We start from the raw sequence: 25,352 nt of genomic DNA, 5'->3' as shown, positions 1-25,352 counted from the left end.
CATGGACGAGTTGACACTCGGTTTGATCGGCGCGGGTGCTGTCGTGGTGGGCGGCGTCGTGGTCTACAACGCGTGGCAGGGCGCGAAAGTGCGGCGCAGGATGCCGCGCCCGATGCCGGAGGAAGCGGCCGAGGCGATGAACCGCCCCGAGCGCGACGAAGAGTTGCCGTTCATCGAGCCGGTACGTCAGCCGGTGCGCCGCGAGCCCGCGGCCCCGGCCGCGACGGCGGCCGCTGCGCCGGCTGAAGTCGCGCGCGTCGAGCCGACGTTCGGCGGGGCGGCGCCGGCCGACACGCCGGCCGATCTGCAGGCCGAGGCGACCGGCGTCGACACGCCGGCCGAAGTGACCGGGCCGGCTGCCGGCGAGGAAGTCGTGCCTGCGGCCGCGCACGAGGCGTCGGCCGAGGCGGCCGAGCCGTCCGAACCCGTGCTGCCGGCCGCGACGACGATCTCGTCGGCGCCGCCGGCGATCGTCGATCGCCGGATCGACTGCATCGTGCCGATCCGTCTCGCCGGGCCGCTGCCGGGCGACAAGATCCTGCCGGCCGCGCAGCGGCTGCGCCGCGCGGGCAGCAAGCCCGTGCACATCGAAGGCAAGCCGGAAGGCGGCCAGTGGGAGCTGCTGCAGAACGGCGTGCGCTATGAAGAACTCCGCGCGGCCGCGCAGCTCGCGAACCGCAGTGGCGCACTGAACGAGCTTGAATTCTCCGAATTCGTGACGGGCGTCCAGCAGTTCGCCGACACGATCGACGGCGCGCCGGAATTCCCGGACATGATGGAAACGGTCGCGATGGCGCGCGAGCTCGATGCGTTCGCCGCGCAGTGCGACGCGCAGCTGTCGATCAACGTGATGTCGGATGGCGCGCCGTGGTCGGCGAACTACGTGCAGGCGGTCGCGTCGCAGGACGGGCTGCTGCTGTCGCGCGACGGCACGCGGTTCGTGAAGCTCGACGCGAAGCAGAACCCGGTGTTCATGCTGCAGTTCGGCGATACGAACTTCCTGCGTGACGACCTCACGTACAAGGGCGGCAACATGATCACGCTGGTGCTCGACGTGCCGGTCGCCGAAGAGGACATCCTGCCGTTCCGGCTGATGTGCGATTACGCGAAGTCGCTGTCCGAACGCATTGGCGCACGCGTCGTCGACGATTCGCGCCGGCCGCTGCCGGAATCGCAGCTGCTCGCGATCGAGCAGCAGCTGATGAAGCTGTACGCGAAGCTCGAGGAAGCGGGCATCCCGGCCGGTTCGTCGGTCACGCGCCGACTCTTCAGCCAGTAACGCGAGGGTGCGGACGGCGGGCTTCGGCGCCGCCGTTCGCCGTTGCAGCGCACACTCTCCGGTGTGCACTGCAACACGCTCATCGGGCCCGCATTGCACGCCCCGCCGCGGCGTCAAACTGAGATAATCGGAAATCCGATTTTTTCAGAACGAATCAGCCGCCAGCATGGCCCGAACCCAAGCCGAACCGCCAGCCAGCCAGCCCGACGCGCGCGCCGCGTGGCTGCGCGACCAACTCGAGCGGGCGAACTACGCCTATTACGTGCTCGATCAGCCGGATCTGCCCGACGCCGAATACGACCGGCTGTTCCGTGAGCTGCAGCAGCTCGAAACCGACCATCCCGAACTCGTGACGCCCGATTCGCCGACGCAACGCGTGGGCGGCGAAGCGGCCGGCGGCTTCACGCCGGTCGTCCACGACGCGCCGATGCTGTCGCTGAACAACGGTTTCGCCGACGAGGACATCGTCGCGTTCGACAAGCGCATCGCCGATGCGCTCGACAAGACGACCGATCTCGCCGGCTCGGTGACGGAGCCCGTCGAATATGCGTGCGAACTGAAGTTCGACGGTCTCGCGATCTCGCTGCGCTACGAGCAGGGCGTGTTCGTGCAGGCGTCGACGCGCGGCGACGGGACGACGGGCGAGGACGTGACCGAGAACGTGCGCACGATCCGCTCGATCCCGCTGAAGCTGAAGGGCAAGAATGTGCCGGCCGTGCTCGACGTGCGCGGCGAGGTGCTGATGTTCAAGCGTGATTTTGCACGCCTGAACGAACGCCAGCGCGCGGCCGAGCAGCGCGAATTCGCGAACCCGCGCAACGCGGCGGCCGGCAGCCTGCGCCAGCTCGACTCGAAGATCACCGCACAGCGCCCGCTGTCGTTCTTCGCGTACGGGATCGGCGTGCTCGACGGGATGCCGATGCCCGACACGCACAGCGCGCTGCTCGACTGGTACGAGTCGCTCGGCCTGCCCGTGAACCGCGAACGCGCGGTCGTGCAGGGCGCCGAAGGCCTGCTCGACTTCTTCCGCAAGGTCGGCGAGAAGCGCGACTCGCTGCCGTACGACATCGACGGCGTCGTCTACAAGGTCAACCGGCGTGACGAGCAGGAGCGGCTCGGCTTCGTGTCGCGTGCGCCGCGCTTCGCGCTCGCACACAAGTTTCCTGCGCAGGAAGCGCTGACGAAGCTCGTCGCGATCGACGTGCAGGTCGGCCGCACCGGCGCGATCACGCCGGTCGCACGCCTCGAGCCCGTATTCGTCGGCGGCGCGACCGTCACCAATGCGACGCTGCACAACGAGGACGAGGTGCGCCGCAAGGACATCCGGATCGGCGACACCGTGATCGTGCGCCGCGCGGGCGACGTGATCCCGGAGGTGGTCGGCGCGCTGCTCGACCGGCGTCCGGCCGACGCGGCCGAATTCGTGATGCCGACCGAATGCCCGGTGTGCGGCTCGAAGGTCGAGCGCCTGCCGGACGAGGCGATCGCCCGCTGCACGGGCGGCCTGTTCTGCCCGGCGCAGCGCAAGCAGGCGCTGTGGCATTTCGCGCAGCGCCGCGCGCTCGACATCGACGGGCTCGGCGAAAAGATCATCGACCAGCTCGTCGAGCTGAATCTCGTGCGCACGCCGGCGGACCTGTTCAATCTCGGCTTCGCGACGCTGGCCGAGCTCGACCGGTTTGCCGAGAAGTCCGCGCAGAATCTGCTCGATTCGCTCGAGAAGGCGAAGCACACGACGCTCGCGCGCTTCATCTACGGGCTCGGCATCCGCCATGTCGGCGAATCGACCGCGAAGGATCTCGCGAAGCATTTCGGCTCGCTGACGCCGATCATGGATGCTTCGATCGAAGAGCTGCTCGAAGTCAACGACGTCGGGCCGATCGTCGCCGAGTCGCTTCACCAGTTCTTCGCGGAAGAGCACAACCGGACCGTGATCGAGCAGCTGCGCGCGCCGGGCAAGGTCACGTGGCCGGAAGGGCCGCCCGCGCCGAAGGCGCCGCAGGGCGTGCTGGCCGGCAAGACGGTCGTGCTGACGGGCACGCTGCCGACGCTCACGCGCGATGCGGCGAAGGAGATGCTCGAGGCGGCGGGCGCGAAGGTCGCGGGCTCGGTATCGAAGAAGACGGATTACGTGGTTGCGGGCGCCGAAGCCGGCAGCAAGCTCGCGAAGGCCGAGGAACTCGGCATCCCCGTGCTGGACGAAGACGGTCTGCACCAACTCCTGGAGGGCAATACGCCATGATTCGCGAGATCCTGAAGATGGGCGATCCGCGCCTGCTCGAAATCGCCAAGCCGGTCGAGCGGTTCGATACCCCCGAACTGCACGAGATCGTCGCGGACATGTTCGAGACGATGCACCACGCGAACGGCGCCGGGCTGGCCGCGCCGCAGATTGGCATCGGGCTGCAGATCATCATCTTCGGCTTCGGCAACAACAACCGTTACCCGGATGCGCCGCCGGTGCCCGAGACCGTGCTGATCAACCCGAAGATCGAGTACATGCCGCCGGACATGGAAGAGGGCTGGGAAGGCTGCCTGTCGGTGCCGGGCATGCGCGGCGTCGTCAGCCGCTACGCGAAGGTGCGCTACAGCGGCTTCGACCAGTTCGGCGAGAAGATCGACCGCGTCGCCGACGGGTTCCACGCACGCGTGGTCCAGCACGAATACGATCACCTGATCGGCAAGCTGTATCCGATGCGGATCACCGACTTCACGCGCTTCGGCTTCACCGAGGTACTGTTTCCGGGGCTCGATCCGACCAGCGACGACTGATCGCCCGGTCTCCGGCAAACAAGAAAAAAGCCCGCGTTCGCGGGCTTTTTCATTGCATGGCGCACATGGCGTGCCTTCGATCAGAACGTCTCGTCGGCCGACAGATAGCGCCATTGGCCCTGCGGCAGCGCGCCGAGCATCACGCGGCCCATGCGCACGCGCTTCAGGCCGATCACGTCGAGGCCGACCAGTTCGCACATGCGGCGGATCTGGCGCTTCTTGCCTTCGCGCAGCACGAAACGCAGCTGCTCGCCGTTCTGCCAGCTCACCATCGCGGGCTTCAGCGCGACGCCGTCGAGTTCGAGGCCGTGGCGCAGCTTCGCGAGCGATTCCGCCGGGAAGTGCTGGTCGATGTCGATGAGTCGTTCGCCGAAGCGCACGCGCACCAGGTACTCCTTGTCGATGTCCGACTGCTCGCCGATCAGTTGCTTCGCGATCACGCCGTTCTGCGTCAGCACGAGCAGGCCGGTGGAGTCGATGTCGAGCCGGCCTGCCGGGGCGAGTGCATGGAGGTGCTGCGGCGAGAAGCGCACCGGCGAATGGTCGCCGCTCCAGCGATTGGCGCGCGTGATCAACACGGCCGCCGGCTCGTAGCCGTCTTCCGCCTGGCCCGACACATAGCCGACCGGTTTGTGCAGCAGGATCGTCACCTGCGCGGCTTGCGCGGCGCTCGCGCGCTCGTCGATCTCGATCTTCTGGTCGGCGCGGACCTTGGTGCCGAGCGTGTCGATGCGTTCGCCGTCGACGAGCACCCAGCCCTTTTCGATCCATTCGTCGGCTTCGCGGCGCGAGCACATGCCGAGCTCGGACATCCGCTTCGACAGGCGCATCAGGCCCGTTTCATCGCCGTAGTCGACGTCGGCCGCGGCGGCGCGCTTGACCGGCTGCGCGGTCTTGACCGCGCCGAACGAGCGGCGCTCGCCGTCGCGTGCGGGGCGGGCCGGGCGGTCGCCGAAGCTGCGCTTCGCGCCTTCGCCGGCCGTCTTGTCGCGATACGACGGGCGCTTGCCTTCGTCGCTACCTGCTGCGCGGCGCGGACGTGCATCGTCATCACGGCGCGGCGGACGATCGGACGACGTACGGCGGTCGCCGAAGCTGCGTTTTGCGCCTTCGCCGGCTGCGTTGTCGCGATAGGACGGGCGCTTGCCTTCATCGGTGCCTGCGCGGCGCGGACGTGCGTCGTCGTCGCGGCGCGGCGGACGATCGGACGACGTACGGCGGTCGCCGAAGCTGCGTTTTGCGCCTTCGCCAGATGCGTTGTCGCGATAGGACGGGCGCTTGCCTTCATCGGTGCCTGCGCGGCGCGGACGTGCGTCGTCGTCGCGGCGCGGCGGACGATCGGACGACGTACGGCGGTCGCCGAAGCTGCGTTTTGCGCCTTCGCCGGCTGCGTTGTCGCGATAGGACGGGCGCTTGCCTTCATCGGTGCCTGCGCGGCGCGGACGTGCATCGTCGTCACGGCGCGGCGGACGATCCGACGACGTGCGACGGTCGCCGAAACTGCGCTTAGCGCCTTCGCCGCCTGCGTTGTTGCGATAAGGAGCACGCGTGCCGCGTTCGGCACCGCCGTCACGCGGCGCACGCTTGGCCGGTGCGCGATCCGCGCCCGGGCGCTCGGCGCCTGCGGCCCCGCGCGGCTTGAACGAGCGCTCGCCGGCCGCTGCCGGGGCAGCCTTGTTCGGGCGGGCCGGCTTGTCCCCTGCGGGCGGCGGCGCAGGACGTACCGCCTTGCGGGCGACGAGGCTGCCGGAGCGGACAGGGGCGCGGGTCGGCGACGCCGGCTTCGGATTCTTGACGGTTAGTTTGGTGCGCATAAACGCTGGGATTCATTCAGACTGCGATCGCACGCAGCAATTCGGTTTCGAGCTGGATCTGCAGGCGGTTGTCGGACAGGCCGGCACCCGCGAGCAGGAAGATGTCCTCGACGCGTTCGCCGAGCGTGTTGATCCGCGCCGCATGGACGCCGATCCGATGCTCGGCGAGTACGCGCGCGATCGAATAGAGAAGGCCCGGCCGGTCGTTGGCCGACACGGACAGGATGTAGTACTGGCCGCGCTCGTCGGCCCGCAGGTCGACGCGCGGCGTGATGGGAAACGTCCGGGACAGCCTCGACAGGCGGCCCTTGGACGGCTCCGGCAGCGGGGCGGTTTCGGCGAGCCGCGTCGCGAGCTGCTGCTCGACGAGATTCGCGATGTCGCGATACCGCACGTCGCGCTCGGTTTGCGTGACGATGAAGTTGTCGAGCGCATAGCCGTGCCGCGTCGTGCTGACGCGCGCGTCGAGCACCGACAGCCCGTTGCGGTCGAAATACGCGCAGATGCCCGCGAACAGGTCGGGGCGGTCCTTCACGTACACGAGCACCTGCAGCGCGTCGCCGATCGGCGACGGCCGCGCGCGGACGATCGCGGTTTCGGCGTTCACGTGCCGGTACAGCACGCGCGTCTGCCACGCGATGTCGGCCGCGTCGTGACGCAGGAAAAAGCCGACGTCGAGCTGATCCCACAGTGCGCGGTGGGCGTCGTCGGGCACGGTCTCGAGGCGCAGCAGCGCGAGCGCCTGCTCCTGCCGCGACTTCAGCTCCGAATGCGCGTCGGGGTTCGCGCCGCCGAGCACCGCGAGCGTGATGCGGTACAGGTCCTCGAGCAGCTTGCCCTTCCACGTGTTCCACACCTTCGGGCTCGTGCCGCGGATATCGGCGACGGTCAGCAGGTACAGCGCGGTGAGGTAGCGCTCGTTGCCGACGACTTCGGCGAAGCGCTTGATGACTTCGGGGTCGCTCGTGTCCTGCTTCTGCGCGACCTGGCTCATCGTCAGGTGATGCTGGACGAGCCATACGATCAGCGACGCGTCGTCGCCGACGATGCCGTGCTCGCGGCAGAAGCGCCGCGCATCGGCCATCCCGAGCGTCGAGTGGTCGCCGCCGCGGCCCTTCGCGATGTCGTGGAACAGCGCCGCGACATACAGCACCCACGGACGCTCGAAGTTGCCGATCAGCTGGCTGCAGAACGGATATTCGTGCGCATGCTCGGCCACCGCGAAGCGGCGGATGTTGCGCAGCACCATCAGGATGTGCTGGTCGACCGTATACACGTGGTACAGGTCGTGCTGCATCTGGCCGACGATGCGGCGGAAGTTCAGCAGATAGCGGCCGAGCACGCTCGTCTGGTTCATCAGCCGGAACGCGTGCGTGATGCCTTCGGGCTGCTGCAGGATTCGCATGAACATGGCGCGGTTCTGCGGATCGCGGCGCCACGCGTTGTTCATGATGTCGCGCGAGTTGTACAGCGCGCGCAGCGTGCGGGCGGACAGGCCCTTCACGCCGCGGGTCGTCTCGTACAGCAGGAACGCTTCGAGGATCGCGTCGGGATGGCGTTCGAACACGCCGTCGTCGACGATCTCCAGCATCCCCTGCTTCTCGACGAAGCGGTCGGGCGACAGCACGCGCGTGATGCCGCTCGTCGCGGGGAAGAGCTGCGCCTCGATGTTCTGGATCAGGATCGTCGCGAGCTGCGTGACGGCTTTCGCGGACCAGTAGTAGCGGCGCATCAGCTGCTCGCTCGCGCGCTTGGTCTGCGTCGGCTGGTAGCCGAAGCTCTCGGCGGCCTGCGTCTGCAGGTCGAACACGAGCATGTCCTGGCGGCGGCCGGCGATCACGTGCAGCCGCGCGCGCAGCGTCTTCAGGAATCCTTCGTTGCGGCGCAACTCGCGCGCTTCGCGATCGGTGATGAGCCCGCGCGTGTCGAGTTCGCGCCAGCTGCTGCCGAAGCCCGCCGCGCGTGCGATCCACAGGATCGTCTGCAGGTCGCGCAGCCCGCCGGGGCTTTCCTTCACGTTCGGTTCGAGGCTGTACGGCGTGTCCTGGAACTTCGCGTGGCGCTGGCGCATCTCGAGCACCTTCGCGGTGAAGAATGCGCGGGCGTCGAGCGCCTCGTGGTAGCGCACCGTGAAGCGCTCGAACAGCGCGGTGCTGCCGACGATGCGGCGCGCTTCCAGCAGCGAGGTCTGCACCGTGACGTCCTGCGACGCCTCCTCGATGCACTGCCCGACCGTGCGCACGCTGCTGCCGATCTCGAGGCCGAGATCCCAGGCCATCCCGATGAAGCGTTCGATGCGCGCGTCGAGCGCCGGGTCGTGCGCATCGGGCAGCAGCACGAGGATGTCGACGTCGGAATAGGGCGCGAGCTCGCCGCGCCCGTAGCCGCCGACGGCGACGAGCGCGAGCGTCGCGGGCAGCCCGCAGTCGTCCCACACGCGCCTGAGCGCGTCGTCGGTGAGTTTCGACAGCGCGTGCATCAGTGCCGCGACGTTCGACGCGCGGCGAAAGCGCTCGAGCATCTCCGTCTTGGCGGCCTTGAATTCGGCGCGCCGCGACAGCGCGTCGGGCGAGGGGGCAGCGTGAGCGCTCATGGGCAGCCGTTCAGGTGCAGGTGGGGCAGGCTGGCGCGACGGCGCTCAGACGGCGGCGGCCGGTTGTGCGAACACGGGGCGCGCGGGCGTGCCGGCCGACACGGTCAGCACGTCGTAGCCGGTTTCGGTGACGAGCACCGTGTGCTCCCACTGCGCGGACAGGCTGCGGTCGCGCGTCTTGACCGTCCACTGGTCGGGCATCGTGCGGATGTCGCGCTTGCCGGCGTTGATCATCGGCTCGATCGTGAAGATCATCCCGGCCTTCAGTTCGATCCCGGTGCCCGGCCGGCCGTAGTGGACGACCTGCGGATCTTCGTGGAACACCGTGCCGATGCCGTGGCCGCAGTATTCGCGCACGACGCTGTAGCCCTGCGCTTCCGCGTGCTTCTGGATCGCGTAGCCGATGTCGCCGAGGTGCGCGCCGGGCTTGACCTGGTCGATGCCGAGCCACATGCATTCGTAGGTGGTCTGCACGAGGCGCTTCGCGAGGATCGAACCTTCTCCGACGATGAACATCCGGCTGGTGTCGCCGAAGTAGCCGTTCTTGATCACGGTGATGTCGATGTTCAGCGCATCGCCGTTCTTGATCACCTTCTCGCCGGGAATGCCGTGGCAGATCACGTCGTTGACCGAAATGCAGGTGGCCTTCGGGTACGGCGGATAGCCGGGCGGCTGGTAGTTCAGCGGCGCGGGGATCGTGCCCTGTACGTCGAGCATGAACTCGTGGCAGAGGCGATCGAGTTCGGCGGTCGTGACGCCCGCGACGACGTGCGGCGTGATGAAGTCGAGCACTTCGCTGGCGAGACGGCAGGCGACGCGCATCTCCGCGATATCGTGTTCGTTTTTGAGCGTAATAGCCATCGAGGTATGCCTGGAATGCGGTGAATTGACGGATTATCGCACCTTATGGCGGGCCTCGCAGCCCCTGCCGGCCGCGCGGATGCGGGTTTTCGCGGATTGTCCGGCCAGCTGGCGCGCGGCAGCGAAAGTGCCGGGCGACTTGAGAGCGGACAAATCGGCGTGCTATACTCTTTGGCTAAGTCGATATCCAAATGCCGAACTTTCCCCGTTTTGGGGCGGCGTGGCGGTGAAAGGCTTGCGGCACGGGCGTTTTGCACGTGCCGAATCGCAAGCCGGCGCAACCAGGGTGCCGATCGCGCGGAATTCGTGCCCTTCGGGGCAGGTTCGCGCGGCGGTACGGCGGCCGGCTTAAGACCCAACCCTCGTGGAGAATTTACATGGCAGTTACGATGCGCCAAATGCTGGAAGCGGGTGTCCACTTCGGTCACCAGACGCGCTTCTGGAACCCGAAGATGGCTCCGTTCATTTTCGGTCACCGCAACAAGATTCACATCATCAACCTCGAAAAGACGCTGCCGATGTTCACGGACGCACAGAAGTACGTGCGCCAGCTGGCAGCGAACCGCGGCACGATCCTGTTCGTCGGCACGAAGCGTCAATCGCGTGACACGATCGCCCAGGAAGCGCAGCGCGCAGGCATGCCGTTCGTCAACGCACGCTGGCTCGGCGGCATGATGACCAACTTCAAGACGCTGAAGGTATCGATCAAGCGCCTGAAGGACATGGAAGCGGCAGTCGAGGCAGGCGAGCTCGAGAAGATGAGCAAGAAGGAAGCGCTGCTGTTCGAACGCGAAATCGCCAAGCTGCAGAAGTCGATCGGCGGCGTGAAGGACATGGGCGGCATTCCGGACGCAATCTTCGTCGTCGACGTCGGTTACCACAAGATTGCCGTCACGGAAGCGAACAAGCTGGGCGTGCCGGTCATCGCCGTGGTCGATACGAACCACTCGCCGGAAGGTGTGGATTACGTGATCCCGGGTAACGACGACTCGAGCAAGGCAGTCGCGCTGTACGCCGAAGGCGTGGCCGACGCGATCCTCGAAGGCCGTGCGAACGCGGTCAACGAAGTGGTCCAGGCTGCACGCGGCGACGACGAGTACGTCGAGGAAAACGCGTAACTGGCCCCGAGCCGGCGCAAAAAGGGGGCTCTCAACAGGCCCCCTTTTTTTAAGCTTGTGCGCCGGACCTGATCGCGCCGAATCGGCGCGGGTCCGGAAACGAATCTCGGCCGTTCGCGTCCAAGCGGGCGGCGTTGTGAATACAGACTCAAGGAGCGAATGATGGCGGCAATTACCGCAAGCATGGTGGCAGAACTGCGCGCAAAGACCGACGCACCGATGATGGAGTGCAAGAAGGCGCTGACGGAAGCCGACGGCGATCTGGCCAAGGCTGAAGAGCTGCTGCGCGTCAAGCTCGGCAACAAGGCGAGCAAGGCCGCATCGCGCGTGACGGCTGAAGGCGTCGTCGCATCGTTCGTCGGCGGCAACGCAGGCGCGCTGGTCGAACTGAACTGCGAAACCGACTTCGTCGCGAAGAACGACGACTTCCTCGCATTCTCGAAGACGGTTGCGGAACTCGTCGCGACGCAAAACCCGGCCGACGTGGCTGCGCTGTCGGCGCTGCCGCTCGAAGGCTCGACGGTCGACGCAGTGCGCCTGGCACTGATCGGCAAGATCGGCGAGAACGTGTCGATCCGCCGTTTCGTCCGTTTCGAAACCGCGAACAAGATCGCAACGTACCTGCACGGCGCGCGTATCGGCGTGATCGTCGAGTACACGGGCGCGGATGAGCAGGTCGGCAAGGACGTCGCGATGCACATCGCGGCCATGAAGCCGGTCGCGCTGTCGTCGGCCGACGTGCCGGCGGAACTGATCGAGACGGAACGCCGCGTGGCCGAGCAGAAGGCTGCGGAATCGGGCAAGCCGGCTGAAATCGTCGCGAAGATGGTCGACGGCAGCGTCCAGAAGTACCTGAAGGAAGTGTCGCTGCTGAACCAGACGTTCGTGAAGAACGACAAGCAGACGATCGAGCAGATGCTGAAGGCAGCGAATGCCGCAGTGCAGAAGTTCGCGCTGTTCGTCGTCGGCGAAGGCATCGAGAAGCGCCAGGACGACTTCGCCGCCGAAGTGGCCGCGCAAGTCGCAGCAGCAAAGCAGCAGTAAGCAGTCAGGCAGTATCCGCGGCGGGCGTCCGCTCCGCCGCGGCCGGCGGCGCCGCCGGCCGGCCGGGAACCCCGGTCCGGTCGTCGGCGCTTGCCCGAATCAGTATTTCGCCCCTACAGTTCGTGGTTGTCATCCTCTCGTCGCTCGGAAGCCCCTATGTCCAATGCCTATAAACGCGTCCTTCTCAAACTCTCCGGCGAAGCGCTGATGGGCGACGATGCCTTCGGCATCAATCGCGCGACGATCGAACGGATGGTGGCCGATATCGCCGAAGTCGTGCGTCTCGGTACGCAGCTCGCGGTCGTGATCGGTGGCGGTAATATTTTCCGCGGTGTCGCGGGTGGCGCGGCCGGCATGGACCGTGCGACGGCCGACTACATGGGGATGCTCGCGACGATGATGAACGCGCTGGCGCTGCAGGACGCGATGCGCCACGCCGGCATCGAGGCGCGCGTGCAGTCCGCGCTGCGCATGGACCAGGTCGTCGAGCCGTACATCCGGCCCCGTGCGATCCGCCAGCTCGAGGAAGGCCGCGTCGTGATTTTCGCGGCCGGTACGGGCAACCCGTTCTTCACGACGGATACGGCCGCCGCGCTGCGCGGTTCGGAAGTGGGCGCCGAGGTCGTGCTGAAGGCGACCAAGGTCGATGGCGTATATTCTGCCGATCCGAAGAAGGATCCGTCGGCCACGCGCTACACGACGATCACTTTCGACGAGGCGATCAGCCGCAACCTGCAGGTGATGGACGCGACGGCCTTCGCGCTGTGCCGCGACCAGAAGCTGCCGATTCGCGTGTTTTCGATCAACAAGCCGGGCGCGCTCAAGCGCATCGTGCTGGGCGAGGACGAAGGTACGCTCGTCCACGTGTAAACTCCCGCGGATGCGGGTCGTCGGCCGCGGCGTCTATCCTGCGCCGGGCGGGGCCCGCGTTCTTTGAAGGTTTGAAGGTTCGGAGGTTGAAATGAGTGTCGCTGATACCAAGAAGGGCGTCGAGCAAAAGATGCAGCGCTCGATCGAAGCGTTCAAGAACGATCTGGCAAAGATCCGTACGGGCCGTGCACACACCGGCCTGCTCGATCACGTTCAGGTCGACTACTACGGCTCGATGGTGCCGATCTCGCAGGTCGCGAACCTGACGCTCGTCGACGCGCGCACGATCGGCGTGCAGCCGTGGGAAAAGAACATGGTCGCGAAGGTCGAGAAGGCCATCCGCGAAGCCGATCTGGGCCTGAATCCGGCAACGGCCGGCGACCTGATCCGCGTGCCGATGCCCGCGCTGACGGAAGAGCGCCGCCGCGAGCTGACCAAGGTCGTGAAGAGCGAAGGCGAGACGGCCAAGGTCGCGATCCGCAACCTGCGCCGCGACGCGAACGAAGCGCTCAAGAAGCTCGTGAAGGACAAGGAAATCTCGGAAGACGACGAGCGCCGTGCGAGCGACGACGTGCAGAAGCTGACCGACAAGCACGTCGCCGAGATCGACAAGCTCGTGCAGAGCAAGGAAGCCGAGATCATGACGGTCTGACGACCGTCCTCGCGCGCCACCTTCTTCCCGCATTACTGTCTCAACGGCCATGACCTATACCAGCTCTACCGTTCGCGTGCCTGACGTCGGCGCCGTGCCGCGTCACATCGCGATCATCATGGACGGCAACGGCCGTTGGGCGACCGAACGCCGCTTGCCGCGCGTCGCGGGGCACACCCGCGGCGTCGATGCCGTACGGGCGGTGGTCGAAGGTTGCGCGCGCGCCGGCGTCGAATACCTGACGCTGTTCGCGTTCAGTTCCGAAAACTGGCGCCGGCCGAACGACGAAGTGTCGTTCCTGATGCGGCTGTTCATCACCGCGCTCGAGCGCGAGGTCGGCAAGCTGCATGCAAACGGGATCCGCCTGCGTGTCGTCGGCGATCTCGACCGTTTCGAGCCGCGCATCCGCGAACTGATTCGCCGCGCCGAAACCAAGACGGCGCGCAATACGCGCCTGACGCTCACCATCGCGGCCAACTACGGCGGCCGGTGGGACATCCTGCAGGCGACGAAGAAGCTCGTCGAGCAGGCCGTGCGCGAGGGTCGCGAGGTCGAAGTGACCGAGGACGCATTCGCGCCGCACCTGGCGATGGCCTATGCGCCGGAGCCCGATCTCTTCATCCGTACGGGCGGCGAGCAGCGCGTCAGCAACTTCCTGCTGTGGCAGCTCGCGTACGCCGAATTCTATTTCACCGACAAATACTGGCCGGATTTCGACGGCGCGGCGCTGGCCGACGCGATGGCGTCGTATACCGAGCGCGAGCGCCGTTTCGGGCGCACGAGTGCGCAGCTCGAACCGCAATCGCAGAACGCCGACTCCCTTTCATGCTGAAAACCCGTGTGATCACGGCGATCGTGATGCTGGCAGTGCTGCTGCCGGTGACGCTGTTCGCGCCGCTCACCGCGTTCGGCGCGCTGATCGGCGTCGTGCTCGTGTTCGCCGCGTGGGAGTGGGCGCGCCTGCTGAAGCTCGGTGGCGCCGCTCCGATCGTCTATGCGGTCGTCGCGGCGCTCGCGCTCGCGGCCACCGCGCCGCTCGGCGTCGATGCGGCTTCGTCTCGTCCCCTTTTCATGGCGGCCGGCGTGTTCTGGCTGCTGGTCGGCCCGTTCGCGCTGCGGCGCAAGCCCGAACTCGCGGGCGGCGTCTGGCGGCCGTTCCTGCTGGCCGCCGGCCTCGTCGTGTTCGCCGCCTGCTGGCACGCGCTCGTTGCAGCCCGCGCGCAGGGCGTGCCGTTCGTGCTGTCGCTGCTTCTGGTCGTCTGGCTGGCCGATATCGGCGCATACTTCGCCGGCAAGGCCTTCGGAAAGCGTAAACTGGCCATCACGATCAGCCCCGGCAAGAGCTGGGAAGGCGCGATCGGCGGCTGGTTCGCGGTGATGGTCGTCGCCGGTGTCGCGATGGCTGCGCATGCATTCGAACCGACCCTGTTTTCTGCATTCGCCGCGCGCTACGGGATGGCCGGCGCGTGGGCCGCGCTGACGCTGCTGGTCGCGTACAGCGTGATCGGCGACCTGTTCGAGTCGCTGCTGAAGCGGCAGGCGGGCGTGAAGGATTCGAGCGGACTGCTGCCGGGCCACGGCGGCGTGCTCGATCGTGTCGACGCGCTGCTGCCGGTGCTGCCGCTCGCGATGCTGCTGCTTGGTTAAACCATTAATTCTGTTATGCAAAAACGTCTGACATTGCTCGGTTCCACGGGCTCGATCGGAGACAGCACGCTCGATGTGGTCGCGCGCCATCCCGAGCGCTTCTCGGTCTACGCGCTGACCGCGCACCGCAACGGCGACAAGCTCGTCGAGCAGTGTCTGCGCTTCGCGCCCGAAGTGGCGGTGGTCGGCGATGCCGCGACGGCCGCGCACGTCGACGCGAAACTGCGCGCGGCGGGCAGCAAGACGGTCGTGCTGCACGGGCCGCAAGCGCTCGTCGACGTGTCGAAGAGCGACGGCTGCGACACGGTGGTCGCGGCGATCGTCGGCGCGGCCGGCCTCGCGCCGAGCCTGGCGGCTGCGCGTGCCGGCAAGCGGATCCTGCTCGCGAACAAGGAAGCGCTCGTGATGTCGGGCGCGATCTTCATGGACGCCGTGCGCGACCATGGCGCGATCCTGCTGCCGGTCGACAGCGAACACAACGCGATCTTCCAGTGCATGCCGCGCGACGCGGCCGAGCACGGCGGGATCTCGAAGATCATCCTGACCGCGTCGGGCGGCCCGTTCCGCACGCGCGAACCGGCCACGCTCGTCGACGTGACGCCGGACGAGGCGTGCAAGCACCCGAACTGGGTGATGGGCCGCAAGATCTCGGTCGATTCCGCGACGATGATGAACAAGGGCCTCGAGGTGATCGAGGCGCACTGGATCTTCGGGCTGCCGGGCGACCGCATCGACGTGCTGATCCATCCGCAGAGCGTGATCCATTCGCTCGTGTCGTACCGTGACGGCTCGGTGCTCGCGCAGCTCGGCAATCCCGACATGCGCACGCCGATCGCGCATGCGCTCGCGTTTCCCGAGCGTGTCGACGCCGGCGTCGATCAGCTCGACCTCGCGCAGATCGCCCAGCTGTCGTTCGAGAAGCCCGATTACGCGCGCTTCCCGTGCCTCGCGCTCGCGCTGAAGGCGCTCGAGGAAGGCGGTATCGCGAGCGCCGCATTGAACGCGGCGAACGAAGTGGCGGTCGAAGCCTTTCTCGAGCGCCGGATCGGCTTCATGGCGATCGCGGCGACGGTCGACGCGGTGCTCAACACGCTGCCGAACCGCGCGCCCGACGGGCTCGACGACGTCCTGGCGGCGGATGCCGAGGCACGCCGCCTTGCCGCCGAGATCATTGCGAAAGCGCCTGCGCCACGCGTGGAGCGTACTGTCTGAATGGGGTGCTCATGAACGTGCTGGTCGAACTGGTCGCGTTTGCAGTGGCGATCGGGGTACTGGTCGTCGTGCATGAGTACGGGCACTATCGCGTCGCGCGCTGGTGCGGCGTGAAGGTGTTGCGTTTCTCGATCGGCTTCGGCCACCCCGTCGCGCGTTGGGTCAGCCGCCGGACGGGCACCGAGTGGACGCTCTCCGCGCTGCCGCTCGGCGGCTACGTGAAAATGCTCGACGAGCGCGATCCGGGCCCCGGCATCCAGCCCGAGGAGCTCGGGCAGGCGTTCAACCGGCAGTCCGTCTACAAACGGATCGCGATCGTCGCGGCCGGGCCGATTGCGAACTTCCTGTTGGCAATCGCACTGTTCTCGATCGTGTTTGCCACCGGCGTGACCGAGCCGACCGCGATCGTCGCGCCGCCGGCTGCTGGGACGGTCGCGGCCCGCGCGGGCTTCGACGGCAACGAGACGATCGTGTCGATCCGTAACGCGCAGGGCGGCGAGTCCGAGCCTGTGCGGTCGTGGTCGGACCTGCGCTGGAAGCTGCTGTCGGCCGCGTTCGATCACCGCGAGATCGTGCTCGGCGCCCGCGACGGAAACGCGACGTTCGACTTCCGCGTCGACCTCCGCAATGTTCCCGAAAGTCAGCTCGACGACGATTTCATGGCCCATCTGGGCTTCGAGACCGGCGGCGGCACGCTGTCGGTCGCATCCGTGCAGCCGGGCAGCGCGGCCGAGCAGGCGGGCCTGAAGGCCGGCGACAAGCTGCTGGCGCTCGACGGCAAGCCGATCGGCGGCGCGACGCGCTTCATCGATTCGGTGAAGCACCATGCGGGACAGGCGCTCGACCTGCAGATCGAGCGCGACGGCGCCGCGCGGACGGTATCGATCGTGCCGCAGATGCAGCGCGACGACGAATCGGGGCAGCAGGTCGGCCGGATCGGCGCGGCGCTGGCGATGCACGCGCCGTCCGTGGACGTGCGCTACGGGCCGATCGAGAGCCTGCGGCTCGGCGCGCACCGCACGTGGGACATCTCCGTGTATTCGCTGAAGATGTTCGGGCGGATGATCACGGGCAACGCGTCGCTGAAGAACCTGTCCGGCCCGGTGACGATCGCCGACTACGCAGGCAAGAGCGCGCGGCTCGGTCCGTCGGCGTTCCTGTCGTTCCTCGCCCTTGTCAGCATTAGCCTTGGCGTCCTGAACTTGTTGCCGATTCCCGTTTTGGACGGGGGGCATCTGTTATATTATGCGGTTGAAGCCGCGACCGGGAAAGCCGTCTCGGAGCGCTGGCAGCTGATTCTGCAAAGAGCCGGGTTGATCTGCATCGTCGCATTGTCGGCGATCGCGCTGTTCAACGATTTGGCTCGGTTAATCCATTTCTGAAGCGTCAGGCGGCCGCCGCTCGGCAGTCGCCCGATTTGATGCAGCTAAATATTGGGGATGCATGTTGTTCAAACCTCATCGCTTTGTACCTAAGACAGTTGCAGCGGCCGCGCTCGCCGCGCACGGCCTCGCGGCGCATGCAGCGGCACCGTTCGTGGTGCAAGACATCAAGATCGAGGGGCTGCAGCGCGTCGAAGCGGGTTCGGTGTTCGCCTATCTGCCGATCAAGCAGGGCGATACCTTCACGGACGACAAGGCATCCGAAGCAATCCGCGCGCTGTACGCGACGGGCTTCTTCAACGACGTGCGCATTGCCACGCAAGGCAACGTCGTCATCGTGCAGGTGCAGGAGCGTCCGGCCATCGCGTCGATCGACTTCACCGGCACGAAGGAATTCGACAAGGACAACCTGACGAAGGCGCTGCGCGCCGTCGGCCTCGCCGATGGCCGCTATTACGACAAGGCGCTCGTCGACAAGGCGGAGCAGGAGCTCAAGCGCCAGTACCTGACGCGCGGCTTCTATGCGGCGGAAGTCAAGACGACGATCACGCCGGTCGACGCGAACCGCGTGTCGATCCTGTTCGCGGTCGCCGAAGGCCCGAGCGCGAAGATCCGCCAGATCAACTTCATCGGCAACAAGGCGTTCAGCACCAGCACGCTGCGCGACGAGATGCAGCTGTCGACGCCGAACTGGTTCTCCTGGTACACGAAGAACGACCTGTACTCGAAGGAAAAGCTCACGGGCGACCTCGAGGCCGTGCGCTCGTACTACCTGAACCGCGGCTACCTCGAATTCAACATCGAGTCGACCCAGGTGTCGATCTCGCCCGACAAGAAGGACATGTACCTGACGGTCACGCTGCACGAAGGCGAGCCGTACACGGTGTCGGGCATCAAGCTGTCGGGCAACCTGCTCGATCGCGAAGCCGAACTCAACAAGCTGATCAAGATCAAGCCGGGCGATCGTTTCTCGGCCGAAAAGCTGCAGCAGACCACCAAGTCGATCGTCGACAAGCTCGGTGAATACGGTTACGCGTTCGCGACCGTCAACGCGCAGCCGGACATCGACCAGGCGAACCACAAGGTGAACCTGAACCTCGTCGTCGATCCGAGCCGCCGTGTGTATGTGCGCCGCATCAACGTCGTCGGCAACACGCGCACGCGCGACGAAGTGGTGCGCCGCGAAATGCGCCAGCTCGAGAGCTCGTGGTTCGATTCGAACCGCCTCGCGCTGTCGAAGGATCGCGTGAACCGTCTCGGCTACTTCACCAACGTCGACGTGACGACGATACCGGTGGAAGGCACGAACGACCAGGTCGACGTGAACGTGAAGGTCGACGAAAAACCGACCGGTGCGATCACGCTGGGCGCGGGCTTCTCGTCGACGGACAAGGTCGTGCTGTCGGCCGGCGTGTCGCAGGACAACGTGTTCGGTTCGGGTACCAGCCTGTCGGTGAACGTCAACACCGCGAAGAGCTACCGTACGCTGACCGTCACGCAGGTCGACCCGTATTTCACGGTCGACGGCATCAAGCGGATCACGGACGTCTTCTACCGCACGTACCAGCCGCTCTACTATTCGACGAGCTCGAGCTTCCGGATCATCAGCGCGGGCGGCAACCTGAAGTTCGGCATTCCGTTCTCGGAAGTCGATACCGTCTACTTCGGCGCCGGCTTCGAGCAGAACCGCCTCGACGTCGATTCGAACACGCCGCAGAGCTACCAGGATTACGTGAACCAGTTCGGCCGCGTGTCGAACACGGTGCCGCTGACCGTCGCATGGTCGCGCGACGCGCGTGACAGTGCGCTGATCCCGAGCCGCGGCTACTTCACGCAGGCGAACATGGAGTACGGCGTGCCGGTCGGCAAGATCCAGTACTACAAGGCCGACCTGCAGGCGCAGTACTACTATTCGTTCTCGCGCGGCTTCATCCTGGGTCTGAACCTGCAAGGCGGCTACGGTAACGGCATCGGCAACCCGTACCCGATCTTCAAGAACTACTACGCGGGCGGTATCGGCTCCGTGCGTGGCTACGAGCCGAGCTCGCTGGGCCCGCGCGACACGAAGACGAACGATCCGATCGGCGGTTCGAAGATGCTGGTCGGCAACATCGAGCTGACGTTCCCGCTGCCGGGCACGGGCTACGACCGCACGCTGCGCGTGTTCACGTTCCTCGACGGCGGTAACGTGTGGGGCAACGCGCCGGGCGGCACGAGTACGGGCGCGAACGGCCTGCGTTACGGCTACGGTGTGGGTCTCGCGTGGATTTCGCCGATCGGCCCGCTGAAGTTGAGCCTCGGCTTCCCGCTGCAGAAGCACGAAGGCGACCAGTACCAGAAATTCCAGTTCCAGATCGGGACGGCGTTCTGACCGAACGCATGACAACAGCAACGAGAGGGTAATTTTGCTAACCGGTAAGTTTTCGAAACGAGTGATGTGCGCGCTGACCGTTGCGCTGGCGCTGGGCGCGGCGACGGCACACGCACAGGACGTCGCCCGCATCGCGGCGGTCAATTCGGATCGGATCCTGCGTGAGTCGGCGCCCGCGAAGGCGGCGCAGACGAAGCTCGAAGCCGAGTTCGCGAAGCGTGACAAGGATCTGCAGGACCTGGCCGCGCGCCTGAAGTCGATGTCCGATTCGCTGGACAAGAACGGCACGTCGCTGTCCGCAGCCGATCGTGCGCAGAAGCAGCGCGATCTCGCCCAGCTCGATACCGACTTCCAGCGCAAGCAGCGCGAGTTCCGCGAAGACCTGAACCAGCGTCGCAACGAGGAACTGGCGGCCGTGCTGGAGCGGGCGAACAAGGTCATCAAGCAGATCGCCGAGCAGCAGAATTACGACCTGATCGTGCAGGAAGCCGTGTACGTCAGCCCGCGCATCGACATCACCGACAAGGTGCTCAAGGCGCTCGCGTCCGGCTCGACGAACTGAACGGAGCAGACGACGAATGGCATTGACGCTTGAGGAACTCGTAAAGCGGTTTGGCGGCGAGATCGCCGGCGACGCACAGTGCAAGGTGGGCGGGCTCGCACCGCTCGACCAGGCAGGCCCTCAGCAACTCGCGTTCCTCGCGAATCCGAAGTACCTGTCGCAGGTCGAATCGACCCGCGCCGGCGCGGTGCTGATCGCGCCGAAGGATCTCGAAAAGCTGGGCGCGGCCGCTAGCGGCCCCCGCAATTTCATTGTCACGCCGAACCCGTACGCGTACTTCGCGCGCGTCGCGCAGATGTTCATCGACCTGGCCACGCCGCAGCGCGCCGCCGGCGTGCATCCGAGCGCGACGATCGATCCGGCCGCGAAGGTCGCCGCGAGCGCGGTGATCGGCCCGCACGTGACGGTCGAGGCCGGCGCGGTGATCGAGGACGGCGTGCAGCTCGACGCGAACGTGTTCGTCGGCCGCGGCACGACGATCGGCGCCGGCTCGCACTTCTATCCGAACGCATCGGTGTACCACGGCTGCAAGGTCGGCCCGCGCGCGATCGTCCACGCGGGCGCCGTGATCGGCTCCGACGGCTTCGGCTTTGCGCCGGATTTCGTCGGGGACGGCGATGCGCGTACCGGCAGCTGGGTCAAGATCCCGCAAGTCGGCGGCGTGACGATCGGCCCGGACGTCGAGATCGGCGCGAACACGACGATCGATCGCGGCGCGATGGCGGATACCGTCATCGAGGAATGCGTGAAGATCGACAACCAGGTCCAGATCGGCCACAACTGCCGGATCGGCGCCTATACGGTGATCGCCGGCAGCGCGGGCATCGCGGGCAGCACGACGATCGGCCGCCACTGCATGATCGGCGGCGCGGCCGGGATCGCCGGCCACGTGACGCTCGGCGACTATGTCATCATCACCGCGAAGTCGGGCGTATCGAAGTCGCTGCCGAAGGCCGGCATCTATACCAGCGCGTTCCCGGCCGTCGACCACGGCGAATGGAACAAGAGCGCTGCGCTCGTGCGCAACCTCGACAAGCTGCGCGAGCGCATCAAGGCGCTCGAAGCCGCGCTCGCCGCCCAGGGCGGCACGGACGCCTGAGCGCATCATGCGAGACCACGAACCGGGCACGGCCAGCGCAACCGGCCCGGTTTGCCAGACAGGGCCGCGCGGCGGCCCGCTTCAGCCTTTGCATCACCACCGCGCAGCATCTGCGTGAGACGAACCATCATGAGCACTGAAAAAATCAATCTCGACATCCACAAGATCCTCACGCTGCTGCCGCATCGCTACCCGATTCTGCTCGTCGACCGCGTGCTCGAACTCGAACCGCACAAAGGCATCAAAGCGCTGAAGAACGTGTCGATCAACGAGCCGTTCTTCCAGGGGCATTTCCCGAAGCGGCCGGTGATGCCGGGCGTGCTGATCCTCGAGGCGCTCGCGCAGGCTGCCGCACTGCTGACCTTCGCGGAAGAGCAGCCGAAGGATCCGGAGAACACGCTGTACTACTTCGTCGGCATCGACGGCGCGCGCTTCAAGCGCGTGGTCGAGCCGGGCGATCAACTGATTCTGAACGTGACGTTCGAACGCTACATCCGCGGCATCTGGAAGTTCAAGGCGGTGGCGGAAGTGGACGGCAAGGTGGCGGCGGAAGCCGAACTGATGTGCACGGTCAAGACGGCCGACGCGGCGCCCTGAGCGACGCGGCACGCATGGGCAACGCAACGCGACACATCACATCGAGAGGCAACGGCGCATGACCAGGATTCATCCCACCGCGATTGTCGAGCCGGGCGCGCAGATCGACGAGTCGGTCGAGATCGGCCCGTACGCGATCGTCGGCCCGCACGTCACGATCGGCGCGCGCACGACGATCGGCTCGCACAGCGTGATCGAAGGCCATACGACGCTCGGCGAAGACAACCGCATCGGCCATTACGCGTCGGTCGGCGGCCGTCCGCAGGACATGAAGTACAAGGACGAGCCGACGAAGCTCGTGATCGGCAACCGCAACACGATCCGCGAATTCACGACGATCCACACGGGCACCGTGCAGGACATCGGCGTGACGACGCTCGGCGACGACAACTGGATCATGGCCTACGTGCACATCGGCCATGACTGCCGCGTCGGCAACCACGTGATCCTGTCGAGCAACGCGCAGATGGCCGGCCACGTCGAAATCGGCGACTGGGCGATCGTCGGCGGCATGTCGGGCGTCCACCAGTTCGTGCGCATCGGCGCGCACTCGATGCTGGGCGGCGCGTCGGCGCTCGTGCAGGACATCCCGCCGTTCGTGATCGCGGCCGGCAACAAGGCCGAACCGCACGGGATCAACGTCGAAGGGCTGCGCCGGCGCGGCTTCTCGGCCGATGCGATCTCGGCGCTGCGCAGCGCGTACCGCGTGCTCTACAAGAACGGCCTGTCGTTCGAGGAAGCGAAGGTGCAGCTGCGCGAGCTGGCGGAGGCGGGCGGCGACGGCGATGCGCCGGTGAAGGCGCTCGTCGATTTCATCGACGCGTCGCAACGCGGCATCATCCGCTAAGCGATGCCGCTTCCGACCAATCAGCTCCGGCTCGCGATGGTGGCCGGCGAGCCGTCGGGCGACCTGCTCGGGGCGTCGCTGCTCGGCGGCCTGCGCGAGCGGCTGCCCGAATCGGCCCAGTATTACGGGATCGGCGGGCAGCGGATGATCGCGCAGGGCTTCGACTCGCACTGGCAGATGGACAAGCTGACCGTGCGCGGCTACGTCGAGGCGCTCGGCCAGATTCCCGAGATCCTGCGGATTCGCGGCGAACTGAAGCGCCAGCTGCTCGCCGAGCGGCCGGATGCGTTCATCGGCGTCGACGCGCCCGACTTCAACTTCAACGTGGAACAGGCTGCGCGCGATGCGGGCATCCCGTCGATCCACTTCGTGTGCCCGTCGATCTGGGCGTGGCGCGGCGGCCGGATCAAGAAGATCGCGAAGTCCGTCGATCACATGCTGTGCCTGTTCCCGTTCGAACCGGCGATTCTCGACAAGGCAGGCGTTGCGTCGACGTATGTCGGCCATCCGCTGGCCGACGAGATTCCGCTCGAACCCGACACGCACGGCGCGCGCATCGCGCTGGGCCTGCCCGCCGACGGCCCCGTGATCGCGGTGCTGCCGGGCAGCCGGCGCTCGGAGATCGCGCTGATCGGCCCGACGTTCTTCGCGGCGATGGCGCTGATGCAGCAGCGCGAGCCCGGCGTGCGGTTCGTGATGCCGGCGGCGACGCCCGCACTGCGCGAACTGCTGCAGCCGCTCGTCGATGCGCATCCGCAGCTCGCGCTGACGATCACCGACGGCCGGTCGCAGGTGGCGATGACGGCTGCCGACGCGATCCTCGTGAAGAGCGGCACCGTCACGCTGGAAGCCGCGCTGCTGAAGAAGCCGATGGTGATCTCGTACAAGGTGCCTTGGCTGACCGGGCAGATCATGCGCCGGCAGGGCTACCTGCCGTACGTCGGCTTGCCGAACATCCTGGCGGGGCGCTTCGTCGTGCCCGAGCTGCTGCAGCATTTCGCGACGCCCGAGGCGCTCGCCGATGCGACGCTCACGCAGCTGCGCGACGACGCGAACCGCCGCACGCTGACCGAAGTGTTTACCGAAATGCATCTTTCGTTGCGGCAGAATACGGCCGCGAAGGCGGCCGAAGCCGTCGTGCGCGTGCTCGAACATCGCAAGGGGCGCGCATGACCGCTGTACGTGCATCACGCCGCCGCGCGTCGGGCGACGAGCAGGGCGGTTTCGACTTCAGCCGTCCCGACGAGATCGTCTGCGGCGTCGACGAAGCCGGACGCGGCCCGCTCGCGGGGCCGGTGGTGGCCGCCGCGGTGATTCTCGATCCGGCGCAGCCGATCGACGGGCTCGACGATTCGAAGGCGCTGTCCGCGAAGAAGCGCGACGCGCTGTACGACCTGATCGTCGCGCGGTCGGTTGCGTATTGCGTTGCGTCGGCAAGCGTCGACGAGATCGACACGCTGAACATCCTCCACGCGACGATGCTCGCGATGAAGCGGGCCGTCGAGGGCCTGTCGGTCCTGCCGACGCTCGCGCAGATCGACGGCAACCGCTGCCCGACGCTGACCGTGCGTGCCGAGGCGATCGTCAGCGGCGACGCGCTGGTGCCGAGCATCTCGGCCGCGTCGATCCTCGCGAAGGTCACGCGCGACCGCATGCTCGTCGACCTGCACGCACGCTTTCCGGTGTATGGCTTCAACGTGCATGCGGGCTACGGCACCGCGAAACACCTTGCCGCACTGCGTGAGCACGGCCCCTGTGAAGCGCATCGGCGCTCGTTCGCACCGGTGCGTGCGGCACTCGACCTGATTCGATGAAAAGCATTACTTCCCGCGACAACCCGCTGTACAAGCGCCTGAAGGCGCTCGCGGGCTCGACGCCCCAGCAGCGCCGCAGCGGGCAGGCGCTGCTCGAAGGATTCCATCTCGCGAGCGCGTATCTCGATACGGGCGCGACGCCCGAGCTGTGCGTCGCAACCGAAGGCGCGCTCGGCCACGCCGAAGCGCAGGCGATCGTCGCGCGCGTCGATGCGCAGCGGATCGTCACGCTGCCAGACGCGCTGTTCGGGCAGTTGTCGAATGTCGTCAACGGCGTCGGCTTCCTGCTGCTCGTCGACCGGCCTGAGCAACCGCTGCCGACTCGCGTGACGCACACGTCGGTCGTGCTCGACGGCGTGCAGGATGCCGGCAACGTCGGCTCGATCCTGCGCAGCGCGGCGGCGGCCGGCGTGCGGCATGTGTTCTGTGCGCCGGGAACGGCGTATGCGTGGTCGTCGAAGGTGCTGCGCTCGGGCATGGGTGCGCATTTCCTGCTGTCGATCCACGAAGATGTCGACGCCGCCGCGCTCGCGGAGCGGCTCGACGTACCGGTCGCGCTGACCGACTCGCACGGCGTGCAGGCGGTCTACGACTGCGACCTGTCGGGGCCGGTGGCCTGGGTGTTCGGCAACGAGGGCGCCGGCGTGTCGGCGTTCTGGCGCGACGCGGCCACGCATCGCGTGACGATTCCGCAGCCGGGCGGGATGGAGTCGCTGAACGTCGCGGCTGCCGCCGCGGTCTGCCTGTTCGAGCAGGTGCGCCAGCAGCGGCCTGCCTGACACGTCAGGCGTCACGCGCGCATACCCCGCGCGATGAAA

Annotated in this window: 22 protein-coding genes; 19 read left to right on the top strand and 3 right to left on the bottom strand. The window is 66.8% G+C overall.

Annotated features, from left to right (window positions below; all coding sequences use genetic code 11):
• Window position 1: 1 nt before the first annotated feature.
• The 3 genes from DIE03_RS12420 (at window position 2) to def (ending at window position 4,051) form a co-directional block, all read left to right on the top strand.
• Entirely contained in the window at window positions 2-1,279 is a 1,278-nt protein-coding gene (locus tag DIE03_RS12420; protein ID WP_124450594.1) for a cell division protein ZipA C-terminal FtsZ-binding domain-containing protein, read from the top strand.
• A gap of 166 nt (window positions 1,280-1,445) precedes the next feature.
• Complete coding sequence (gene ligA, locus DIE03_RS12415; RefSeq protein WP_124450592.1) at window positions 1,446-3,521, top strand: NAD-dependent DNA ligase LigA; 2,076 nt, start codon at window positions 1,446-1,448, stop codon at window positions 3,519-3,521.
• Window positions 3,518-4,051 carry a peptide deformylase gene (gene def, locus DIE03_RS12410; RefSeq protein WP_124450590.1) on the top strand — a complete coding sequence of 178 codons (534 nt, stop codon included), beginning with the start codon at window positions 3,518-3,520 and terminating at the stop codon, window positions 4,049-4,051. Before ligA ends, def begins: the two co-directional genes overlap by 4 nt.
• A gap of 80 nt (window positions 4,052-4,131) precedes the next feature.
• Here the strand turns inward: def and DIE03_RS12405 are convergent, their stop codons facing one another.
• From DIE03_RS12405 to map, 3 genes are read right to left on the bottom strand one after another with little or no spacing between them, the layout of a single operon-like run.
• Window positions 4,132-5,865, bottom strand: a complete 1,734-nt coding sequence (locus DIE03_RS12405; protein ID WP_124450588.1) for a pseudouridine synthase — start codon at window positions 5,863-5,865, stop codon at window positions 4,132-4,134.
• 16 nt (window positions 5,866-5,881) lie between these two features.
• On the bottom strand, window positions 5,882-8,458 hold the full coding sequence (locus tag DIE03_RS12400; RefSeq protein WP_124450586.1) for a [protein-PII] uridylyltransferase: 2,577 nt from the start codon (window positions 8,456-8,458) through the stop codon (window positions 5,882-5,884).
• A 45-nt stretch (window positions 8,459-8,503) separates the two neighbouring features.
• Entirely contained in the window at window positions 8,504-9,319 is an 816-nt protein-coding gene (gene map, locus DIE03_RS12395) for a type I methionyl aminopeptidase (RefSeq protein ID WP_124450584.1), read from the bottom strand.
• Window positions 9,320-9,696: 377 nt separating this feature from the next.
• Here map and rpsB point away from each other — a divergent pair, with 377 nt between their 5' ends.
• The 16 genes from rpsB (at window position 9,697) to DIE03_RS12310 (ending at window position 25,313) form a co-directional block, all read left to right on the top strand.
• Complete coding sequence (rpsB, locus tag DIE03_RS12385) at window positions 9,697-10,437, top strand: 30S ribosomal protein S2 (protein ID WP_006752149.1); 741 nt, start codon at window positions 9,697-9,699, stop codon at window positions 10,435-10,437.
• A gap of 162 nt (window positions 10,438-10,599) precedes the next feature.
• Window positions 10,600-11,481, top strand: coding sequence for a translation elongation factor Ts (tsf, locus tag DIE03_RS12380; RefSeq protein WP_059464426.1), 882 nt, complete (start codon window positions 10,600-10,602; stop codon window positions 11,479-11,481).
• A 156-nt stretch (window positions 11,482-11,637) separates the two neighbouring features.
• Window positions 11,638-12,351, top strand: coding sequence for a UMP kinase (gene pyrH / locus DIE03_RS12375; protein WP_011352459.1), 714 nt, complete (start codon window positions 11,638-11,640; stop codon window positions 12,349-12,351).
• A 91-nt stretch (window positions 12,352-12,442) separates the two neighbouring features.
• Window positions 12,443-13,003, top strand: a complete 561-nt coding sequence (frr, locus tag DIE03_RS12370) for a ribosome recycling factor (RefSeq protein WP_039342717.1) — start codon at window positions 12,443-12,445, stop codon at window positions 13,001-13,003.
• Between the two features lie 49 nt (window positions 13,004-13,052).
• Window positions 13,053-13,835 carry a polyprenyl diphosphate synthase gene (gene uppS / locus DIE03_RS12365; RefSeq protein ID WP_124450582.1) on the top strand — a complete coding sequence of 261 codons (783 nt, stop codon included), beginning with the start codon at window positions 13,053-13,055 and terminating at the stop codon, window positions 13,833-13,835.
• Window positions 13,829-14,650, top strand: coding sequence for a phosphatidate cytidylyltransferase (locus DIE03_RS12360; RefSeq protein WP_124450580.1), 822 nt, complete (start codon window positions 13,829-13,831; stop codon window positions 14,648-14,650). The genes uppS and DIE03_RS12360 overlap by 7 nt, the downstream gene beginning before the upstream one ends.
• 15 nt (window positions 14,651-14,665) lie before the next feature.
• The gene (locus DIE03_RS12355) at window positions 14,666-15,862 is read left to right on the top strand and encodes a 1-deoxy-D-xylulose-5-phosphate reductoisomerase (protein WP_124450578.1); all 1,197 of its coding nucleotides are present in this window, start codon (window positions 14,666-14,668) and stop codon (window positions 15,860-15,862) included.
• An 11-nt stretch (window positions 15,863-15,873) separates the two neighbouring features.
• Window positions 15,874-17,244 (top strand): RIP metalloprotease RseP, encoded by a 1,371-nt coding sequence (gene rseP / locus DIE03_RS12350; protein WP_124450576.1) that lies wholly within the window; start codon window positions 15,874-15,876, stop codon window positions 17,242-17,244.
• Between the two features lie 61 nt (window positions 17,245-17,305).
• Window positions 17,306-19,615: an outer membrane protein assembly factor BamA gene (gene bamA, locus DIE03_RS12345; protein ID WP_124450574.1), complete on the top strand. Its 2,310-nt coding sequence runs from the start codon at window positions 17,306-17,308 to the stop codon at window positions 19,613-19,615.
• Between the two features lie 64 nt (window positions 19,616-19,679).
• Window positions 19,680-20,177 (top strand): OmpH family outer membrane protein, encoded by a 498-nt coding sequence (locus tag DIE03_RS12340; RefSeq protein ID WP_185658144.1) that lies wholly within the window; start codon window positions 19,680-19,682, stop codon window positions 20,175-20,177.
• Window positions 20,178-20,193: 16 nt separating this feature from the next.
• Window positions 20,194-21,276, top strand: coding sequence for a UDP-3-O-(3-hydroxymyristoyl)glucosamine N-acyltransferase (gene lpxD, locus DIE03_RS12335; protein ID WP_124450570.1), 1,083 nt, complete (start codon window positions 20,194-20,196; stop codon window positions 21,274-21,276).
• A gap of 129 nt (window positions 21,277-21,405) precedes the next feature.
• A complete protein-coding gene (fabZ, locus tag DIE03_RS12330) occupies window positions 21,406-21,873 on the top strand; it encodes a 3-hydroxyacyl-ACP dehydratase FabZ (protein WP_006495559.1) in 468 nt (155 codons plus the stop codon).
• A gap of 58 nt (window positions 21,874-21,931) precedes the next feature.
• A complete protein-coding gene (gene lpxA, locus DIE03_RS12325) occupies window positions 21,932-22,720 on the top strand; it encodes an acyl-ACP--UDP-N-acetylglucosamine O-acyltransferase (protein ID WP_124450568.1) in 789 nt (262 codons plus the stop codon).
• A 3-nt stretch (window positions 22,721-22,723) separates the two neighbouring features.
• Window positions 22,724-23,893, top strand: coding sequence for a lipid-A-disaccharide synthase (gene lpxB, locus DIE03_RS12320; RefSeq protein ID WP_124450566.1), 1,170 nt, complete (start codon window positions 22,724-22,726; stop codon window positions 23,891-23,893).
• The gene (gene rnhB, locus DIE03_RS12315) at window positions 23,890-24,534 is read left to right on the top strand and encodes a ribonuclease HII (protein ID WP_124450564.1); all 645 of its coding nucleotides are present in this window, start codon (window positions 23,890-23,892) and stop codon (window positions 24,532-24,534) included. Before lpxB ends, rnhB begins: the two co-directional genes overlap by 4 nt.
• Window positions 24,531-25,313: an RNA methyltransferase gene (locus DIE03_RS12310; RefSeq protein WP_124450562.1), complete on the top strand. Its 783-nt coding sequence runs from the start codon at window positions 24,531-24,533 to the stop codon at window positions 25,311-25,313. The genes rnhB and DIE03_RS12310 overlap by 4 nt, the downstream gene beginning before the upstream one ends.
• Window positions 25,314-25,352 lie beyond the last annotated feature (39 nt).

Source organism: Burkholderia sp. Bp8992 (assembly GCF_003853705.1).
Lineage (GTDB): Bacteria > Pseudomonadota > Gammaproteobacteria > Burkholderiales > Burkholderiaceae > Burkholderia.
Note: the sequence above shows the minus strand (reverse complement) of the source record. Positions and strands in the feature narration are given on the sequence as shown.

Bases quoted from the DNA above. Each gene is read 5' to 3' on its own strand.
- DIE03_RS12420 (WP_124450594.1), top strand. From the start codon at position 2: ATGGACGAGTTGACACTCGGTTTGATCGGCGCGGGTGCTGTCGTGGTG.
- ligA (WP_124450592.1), top strand. From the start codon at position 1,446: ATGGCCCGAACCCAAGCCGAACCGCCAGCCAGCCAGCCCGACGCGCGC.
- def (WP_124450590.1), top strand. From the start codon at position 3,518: ATGATTCGCGAGATCCTGAAGATGGGCGATCCGCGCCTGCTCGAAATC.
- DIE03_RS12405 (WP_124450588.1), bottom strand. From the start codon at position 5,865: ATGCGCACCAAACTAACCGTCAAGAATCCGAAGCCGGCGTCGCCGACC.
- DIE03_RS12400 (WP_124450586.1), bottom strand. From the start codon at position 8,458: ATGAGCGCTCACGCTGCCCCCTCGCCCGACGCGCTGTCGCGGCGCGCC.
- map (WP_124450584.1), bottom strand. From the start codon at position 9,319: ATGGCTATTACGCTCAAAAACGAACACGATATCGCGGAGATGCGCGTC.
- rpsB (WP_006752149.1), top strand. From the start codon at position 9,697: ATGGCAGTTACGATGCGCCAAATGCTGGAAGCGGGTGTCCACTTCGGT.
- tsf (WP_059464426.1), top strand. From the start codon at position 10,600: ATGGCGGCAATTACCGCAAGCATGGTGGCAGAACTGCGCGCAAAGACC.
- pyrH (WP_011352459.1), top strand. From the start codon at position 11,638: ATGTCCAATGCCTATAAACGCGTCCTTCTCAAACTCTCCGGCGAAGCG.
- frr (WP_039342717.1), top strand. From the start codon at position 12,443: ATGAGTGTCGCTGATACCAAGAAGGGCGTCGAGCAAAAGATGCAGCGC.
- uppS (WP_124450582.1), top strand. From the start codon at position 13,053: ATGACCTATACCAGCTCTACCGTTCGCGTGCCTGACGTCGGCGCCGTG.
- DIE03_RS12360 (WP_124450580.1), top strand. From the start codon at position 13,829: ATGCTGAAAACCCGTGTGATCACGGCGATCGTGATGCTGGCAGTGCTG.
- DIE03_RS12355 (WP_124450578.1), top strand. From the start codon at position 14,666: ATGCAAAAACGTCTGACATTGCTCGGTTCCACGGGCTCGATCGGAGAC.
- rseP (WP_124450576.1), top strand. From the start codon at position 15,874: ATGAACGTGCTGGTCGAACTGGTCGCGTTTGCAGTGGCGATCGGGGTA.
- bamA (WP_124450574.1), top strand. From the start codon at position 17,306: ATGTTGTTCAAACCTCATCGCTTTGTACCTAAGACAGTTGCAGCGGCC.
- DIE03_RS12340 (WP_185658144.1), top strand. From the start codon at position 19,680: ATGTGCGCGCTGACCGTTGCGCTGGCGCTGGGCGCGGCGACGGCACAC.
- lpxD (WP_124450570.1), top strand. From the start codon at position 20,194: ATGGCATTGACGCTTGAGGAACTCGTAAAGCGGTTTGGCGGCGAGATC.
- fabZ (WP_006495559.1), top strand. From the start codon at position 21,406: ATGAGCACTGAAAAAATCAATCTCGACATCCACAAGATCCTCACGCTG.
- lpxA (WP_124450568.1), top strand. From the start codon at position 21,932: ATGACCAGGATTCATCCCACCGCGATTGTCGAGCCGGGCGCGCAGATC.
- lpxB (WP_124450566.1), top strand. From the start codon at position 22,724: ATGCCGCTTCCGACCAATCAGCTCCGGCTCGCGATGGTGGCCGGCGAG.
- rnhB (WP_124450564.1), top strand. From the start codon at position 23,890: ATGACCGCTGTACGTGCATCACGCCGCCGCGCGTCGGGCGACGAGCAG.
- DIE03_RS12310 (WP_124450562.1), top strand. From the start codon at position 24,531: ATGAAAAGCATTACTTCCCGCGACAACCCGCTGTACAAGCGCCTGAAG.